Source organism: Intrasporangium chromatireducens Q5-1 (assembly GCF_000576575.1).
Classification (GTDB): domain Bacteria; phylum Actinomycetota; class Actinomycetes; order Actinomycetales; family Dermatophilaceae; genus Intrasporangium_A; species Intrasporangium_A chromatireducens.
In genome coordinates, this window is sequence record NZ_AWQS01000232.1 from 1 (window position 1) to 5,983 (window position 5,983).

At 66.7% G+C, this 5,983-nt stretch carries 7 protein-coding genes; 5 read left to right on the top strand and 2 right to left on the bottom strand.

Features of this window, described 5'->3' with window-relative positions:
• Positions 1–214 (bottom strand): transposase family protein (locus N864_RS18340; protein ID WP_034720448.1); only part of this gene is annotated, 214 nt, incomplete at its 3' end.
• A gap of 213 nt (positions 215–427) precedes the next feature.
• Between N864_RS18340 and N864_RS24810 the strand changes: the two genes are divergently transcribed.
• The 5 genes from N864_RS24810 to N864_RS24305 all read left to right on the top strand — a co-directional run bounded on the left by N864_RS24810 (position 428) and on the right by N864_RS24305 (position 4,409).
• On the top strand, positions 428–745 hold the full coding sequence (locus N864_RS24810) for a hypothetical protein (RefSeq protein ID WP_155893010.1): 318 nt from the start codon (positions 428–430) through the stop codon (positions 743–745).
• Between the two features lie 319 nt (positions 746–1,064).
• Positions 1,065–1,424 carry a hypothetical protein gene (locus N864_RS18345; RefSeq protein ID WP_155893011.1) on the top strand — a complete coding sequence of 120 codons (360 nt, stop codon included), beginning with the start codon at positions 1,065–1,067 and terminating at the stop codon, positions 1,422–1,424.
• Entirely contained in the window at positions 1,421–2,875 is a 1,455-nt protein-coding gene (locus tag N864_RS18350) for a hypothetical protein (protein ID WP_034720452.1), read from the top strand. The genes N864_RS18345 and N864_RS18350 overlap by 4 nt, the downstream gene beginning before the upstream one ends.
• Positions 2,876–3,010: 135 nt before the next feature.
• Entirely contained in the window at positions 3,011–3,217 is a 207-nt protein-coding gene (locus tag N864_RS18355) for a helix-turn-helix domain-containing protein (RefSeq protein ID WP_051518776.1), read from the top strand.
• Between the two features lie 100 nt (positions 3,218–3,317).
• Positions 3,318–4,409, top strand: coding sequence for a tyrosine-type recombinase/integrase (locus tag N864_RS24305; RefSeq protein ID WP_081794019.1), 1,092 nt, complete (start codon positions 3,318–3,320; stop codon positions 4,407–4,409).
• A 212-nt stretch (positions 4,410–4,621) separates the two neighbouring features.
• On the opposite strand, the gene N864_RS18365 is transcribed toward N864_RS24305, so the two are convergent.
• On the bottom strand, positions 4,622–5,362 hold the full coding sequence (locus N864_RS18365; RefSeq protein WP_155893012.1) for a transposase: 741 nt from the start codon (positions 5,360–5,362) through the stop codon (positions 4,622–4,624).
• Positions 5,363–5,983: the final 621 nt, after the last annotated feature.

Here is a 5,983-nt window from a genome sequence, read left to right on the forward strand (position 1 = left end):
GCACCGTGCCCAGGTCCAGCGCCCGCCACCGCCGCCGGCCCTCACCGCGGTCATACCCGGGCGAGGGCCGCCCACACACCCCACACCTGCCCCTCGAGCGTCTGCGAGGCCGCACCGACGCAACCAGCAGCTGCTCGTCCTCGTCGAACTCGACGTCCTCCACGACCGTCTTGTCGACCCCGAGAAGCCCACGCCATAAGGTGGCGTTCTGCACGCCGTTCTCCGATCCCTGGTTCCTGTTCTTCGACAGCTCAGAAACCTAGACGGGAACGGCGTGCTCACGTTCTCCGGCCCCTCAACCCACCCACGGAAGCGTCAGTAGAGCCAGTTTCGGGCGGGGTACGCGCTTCGATCCGGGCGCGGTGACCGTGTACCGCTTGTTGACGCCTTCGGGAGGGAGGACGGCACTCAACGGAGGAGCACGGGCATGGGTCAGCAATCCATCAGACAGGCAGCTCGAAGAGCAGCACTCGGGGAACAGGCACAGCGTCGACGGGAGCGCGCCGAACGCGACAGGCGCATCGAGGCACTCGCCGTCGAAGTACTGACCGCCCTCGAGGAGCGCAAAGCGGCCATCGCCGACTGCGAAGGACGTGCAGGGCTGGCACTGCAGAAGCTCACAGCGGACGAAGGTCTTTCTCGTGCCGAAGCCGCGGAATGGTGCGGTGGGGAGCTGACGAAGCGCATGGTCGCGACTCTGCTCCGAGGCGCTGCCCCGCCGCGCGAACGGCCAGAGAAGCTGTGACCGGCTGCACGAGCGGCCGGAGACGGATACGTGATGGCACCATGACTCGCCGCGTTTCCCTTCTCTCACGCGCTTGGCTCGGAAATATGCCGCAGTATCGTCGCTCCGCTGATTGCAGCGGCGGCGTCCGATGCCGCGGCATTTTGAGGCCATGTTCTTGACCGCTGCGCGGCTGTGGCCGTCCTTCAGGTGAGTGATGCCCACCGTGCACAGCCCGTCTGTCGTCGTGACCGCGATGCACAGCCGGGAGGTGCGCCCTGGCCAGAGAACTGCTCGACCCCTACGAAGGGGTCGAGAGCGCACTCGAGAAGGAGCCACCATGCCGGATCCAAGCAGCCCGTCCCTGACCTCCGGCCCGTCCCGGATTGTTGTGAGCGTCGCCGAACTGCTCCACCGGACAGCATCGGCCGCGTGGGCGCGAGCGGAGCTCGAGGGACCATTCGGGCCGACATACTCCCTGGCCCACGCCATACATCTAGCGGCGACGCTCGCGGCGAACCTCGTCCCCAAGGGGGCCGATGTAGCGCTGACACGGTTCGAGGTGTCACCGGGTGACACGGCCGCGGCCCTGGCTCACGCGGAGAAACTCATCCGCTCGGTCGCGATCGAGTCCCTTCCGCCCGGATCGTCGCGGCTGGTCGCGATGCTGGACGACGTCACACGGCAGGTCCACCCGTGAGCGTCCGCGACCCCCGTAGCATCGGTGAGTTGCTCCTGCAGGCCGACATCACCACGCGTGGACTGTTGTTCGACGTGACAGGCGATGACGCACCGGCCCTGCTGCGCACCTTCGGAGAAGTCGTCGAGAGCGCCGCCGAGCTGTGGCGGGCGCTCCCTACGTCCGCTACTCCCGGGGTCGCGCGAGGCGGTGTCATGTCCCAGCTCGAGGCCATCGCCAAAGGGATGCATCGAACCCAGTTGCGGCGCAACTGGCCCGGCGCGGGACCCACCGACCCACGCCTGGTCAGCGTGGCAAGGACCTTCACGCATGCCGCTGACCTCCTAGCGCGCCACGCGCCACCCAGCGCGCCAGCCCTGTCCGCCCGCCTCGAGACCGAGGTAAGCGCCGCGCAGATGCGCACCATGCACGCTCTCTACGTCTGCTCCCACGCCGTTGCCGTATCCGTGGGCGAGCACGTTCGCTCCCTGCATGCGGCCACCGCCATGAAGAACCTTTCCTCGCGGGCCACCCGCGGCATCCCGCGTGGTCAGGAGGCGCTGTCTCGACTGATGGCGTTCGAGCAACTGGCCGGCGCCTATGTCGGGTCACGTCTGGTCACCGCCTTGGGTGGCCAGCATGCCGATCCGTATGCCGGGCTGGACCGCCTCATGGACGCCCTTGCCGGCTGGGATCTTGCCGCTCACCGTTCTCTAGCGCGGACGCCCTCAGCGGCGACGATCGCTACGGTGGCCCGAGGGCAAGCCATGACCGCGCGTTGCGTCCAGGTGATGGCGCACGCCGCGGCCCGGACCGGTCAGCTGGACGCGCACACCTATGACCGGCGTCTCGCTTCGGCCCTCGAGCACAGCACCCAGGCGTTTAGCCGCCTCGCAAGGCTCTGCGACGCGCTCACCGATGCCTCGACCCGAAAGATCAAACCCGATCTATGGGAGACGGATGCCGAGCTGCAGGCAGCCTCACGAGAGCTCATCCACGACGGCACCACGCTCGCCGCGCCGGAGGTGATCGCCGGCCGGGCCGAACTTTCGCGGGTCGGGCTCGTCGTCGCGAGTGTCATCACCTCCGGTCTCGAGGTGGCCACCGCCGTTCGAGACATCACGGCCACCGGCTCGCGCCTCTACGCCCCGGCACAGCTCATGCTGAACGCCGCTCGCCAGGAGATCTTCGGTCTCGGCCCAGGTGAACGGGAGACGGTAGGCAACCTTTTTGCGCCCCGAGACCTGCAGCTCGGCCGCAGCGCCCCACTGATCGAGCCGATTCGTGAAGCGTTGGCACGGGCCAGCGTTGACACAGTGGAGGCCATGTCGGCCGCCTCGTCAGCCGCGTGCGCGCTCGGGAGCACACTGCGAGTAGGTGACGAGCCGACAGCCACTCATGACGTCTCGCGGCCGGGCCACGTCCCCGCCCCGGGAAAGGCACTGGCTCCAGGCGCTGGTCTTGGGCGCTGACCAGATTCCGCTGCCTAGCCGCCAATGCGTCGCGAAGTTGTACCACCGACGATGAACGCCCACGCGCCAGATACGCCTTGGGTTCGATGAAGGCTCATGGAAGCCGACGTCATACGCCTTGAAGGAGGCAGAGAAATGAAGGTGGGAACCACGGAGGGCGCTGAAGCCTCGGCGTCTGCGCTCTGGACAATCCAAGACGTCTCCACGTTCCTTGCCGTGCCGGTTGGCACGCTCTACCAGTGGCGCCATCGAGGTGAGGGCCCGCCGGCCCTCCGTCTCGGTCGGCACCTGCGCTTCGAGCCCACCGCGGTGAAGCGGTGGGCGCTCAACCAAGACGTGTAGTCGGAAGAGCGGTCATGAGCATGGGTCTGCATGCCCCGCTTGTCCATGATCTCAGGGCGAACTACCAGGCCCCAGCCACATCGCGACGGGACAGCCCCTGATGGCCTCGATCATTCGTCGACCCAACGGCCGCTGGCAGGCGACTTACAAGCTTCGAGGTCGGGAGTACTCCAAGACATTCGACCGTAAAGTCGACGCCGTTGCCTGGGCCCGAGCTGCCGAGCAAGACATCCAGCTTGGCCAGTGGATGGACCCCAATCGGTCCCGACTTCTCGTCAGCGACTGGATCGACATCTGGTTGCCGACTCGCAAAGCCGATCTTCGCTCGACGTCACACGAGCGACTGAAGTCAATTTGCAACAGGCACATTCGCCCCGTATGGGGTCGACGACGGCTTGACGACCTCTCGAACGCCGACATCAGAACCTGGGCAGCGGAGCTTCAGGAGACGCTCGCGTCTCGCACTGCCCGAAAGATCCTCCTTGCCTTTCGTCAACTGCTGGAGGCGGCGGTACACGACCGCAGGCTCGCTACCAACCCGGCTGCCGGAGTGCCCATGCCCGCGGATCATGGCAATGAACGGTTGTGGATGACGCTGGAGCAAGCAATCGCCCTACGTAAGGCCATCGACCCTCGGTACCGCGCCGTGGTCCTGCTCGGGTACTGGTGCGGCCTACGCTTCGGGGAACTGACCGCACTCCGGCGATCCGACGTCGACGTGTCGCGCTCCCGGATCCACATACGACGCACCGCGCAGCAGACGGTCGGGGGAGTGGTATTCGGGCCGCCCAAGACCGCCGCAGGCCGGCGCAGCGTTCCCGTGGCGAAATCGGTGATGAGCGAACTGTGCGACTACATGGAGGCGTACACGGGCGCTGACTGCGTGGCGCTTGTGATCACTTCGTCGGCCGGCACACCCCTTCTACGGCAAAACTTTCTGCGGCGGACATGGCGACCAGCACTGGCCCAAGCAGGCCTGCCTGCAGAGCTGACGCCGCACAGCATGCGGCATGGGTACGCGTCCCTGCTCATCGCCGGCGGCTTCTCGGTGAAGGAGGTCTCCACGTGGTGCGGCCACGCCTCGACCAGCATCACGCTGGCCGTGTATGCCCACGTAGGAAGCCAGCAAGCGGATGACGCGCCAGACCGACTCGACAACCTGCTGAGCTCACTCGACGAACCACAGCCGTAAGGGTGGTGCGCCGCCCAGCAGATGGCTGCCCTGCTGCCCCCGGTCAATAGGCCGTTCCGTACGGGCGACTCACTGGCGTCCCGATAGTGGCTGGTCGTTCGCCTGTTCAGTCTATCGCGGCGATAAGACGCATGTGGCCGGGTCGCGCGGATCGCGGCTAATCCGAAAATGGACCTGGCCACGCGGGTTTTGGAGGACGCCGACGGCCCGGGTCAGCCGCTGGGGGTGATGGTGACGGCGAAGCCGAGGGCATGGAGCGCGTTGACATGCCTGCGGAGGGCGCGTTGGGTGCTGCCGCGGTTGTCGTAGTGGTCGGCTCCAAGGTCGTTGAAGGTGGCGGTGGGATCAGACAGTAGGTGCCAGATCACAGTCAGGATTGAGCGTCCGATCGCTACCAGTGCGCGTTGCTTCCCGCGGCGTCTTGCGATGCGGCGGAAGCGCTCACCGAGGAAGGTGTTGGTTCTGGAGGCTCCGACGGCGGCCTCGCCAAGCGCTCTGGCGAGGTAGCGGTTGCCGCGTCCGGTGGCTGCGTTGCCCTTGGTCTTGCCTGCCGACTGTTTGACGGTTGGGCTGAACTTGGCCCAGGACGCCAGGTGGGCCGCGGTCGGGAAGCGGGTCATGTCGGTGCCGATCTCGGCGATGATCATGCCGGCTGCGGCGGGCCCGATGCCCGGGATCTGGTCGAGCCGAGCCACCGTGTCGGCCCCCGACAGGTCCAGGGCCTCCCACCGGCCTCGGGAGACGGTCACGCGTTCGTACATCGGGTCGCGGGTTGCAGACATAAGATCGACCTGCAGGCCACGAAGGTCTGCGCGGTCGTCGACGATCCCGAAGGGCGAGGCGGAGGTGAGGTCGCCAGCAACCAGTTCCGACGACAGCTGCCGGGTCAACTGCTTGACGTCGGGCACGTCCCACCGGGCCCGCCACCCGCGGAGCACTTCCTGTCGACGCACGTGACCCTCCTTCGGCCGGTACGCGCCATCGTGGCAGGAATCTGCTCCGATGCTTCCGCACGAGCGTGGCCGTCCTCAGCGCGGCATGACCGGAGGCAGGCTCGAGGCGTCGGCTAGCCACAGCTTTCGTCTACGTTCGCCACCTCATCGCGCACCTGGCGCAGGACCGAGAGCGGCAAGACGAGTCCGAAGTCCGATGATTCCGGACCATGGTCGCCGACGCTGATGTGGAGAGCGTCATCGGACACATGCCACCACACAGCGGACCCTTCCAACGTCCCGAGACGAACGGCTTCGCGTCTGCGCCAGTCCGTGCCCGGCACATTCGACAGTCGCTCCCAGTCGCTGGGGCTCGCCCGGACGTTCAACTGCCAGGACGTGCCTTCCAGGGTTACCACGACGATGGCTTCGCGCTCACCTTCTTGCGTCTCCGCCCTGACTGCGACTCTCTCCACGCGCGCAGTTCCCATGCCTCGGATGGCACCGCCGATCACCCGCTCATCGGCACGATCGCCCGAGCGATCGGCGGCATGAGCGATCGTGGGCAGGCTAGGGCACAATCACCGCGTGATCATCCGAGCGGATCGACGCCTAGCCTCGAAATTGCATCGGGTGGGAAGT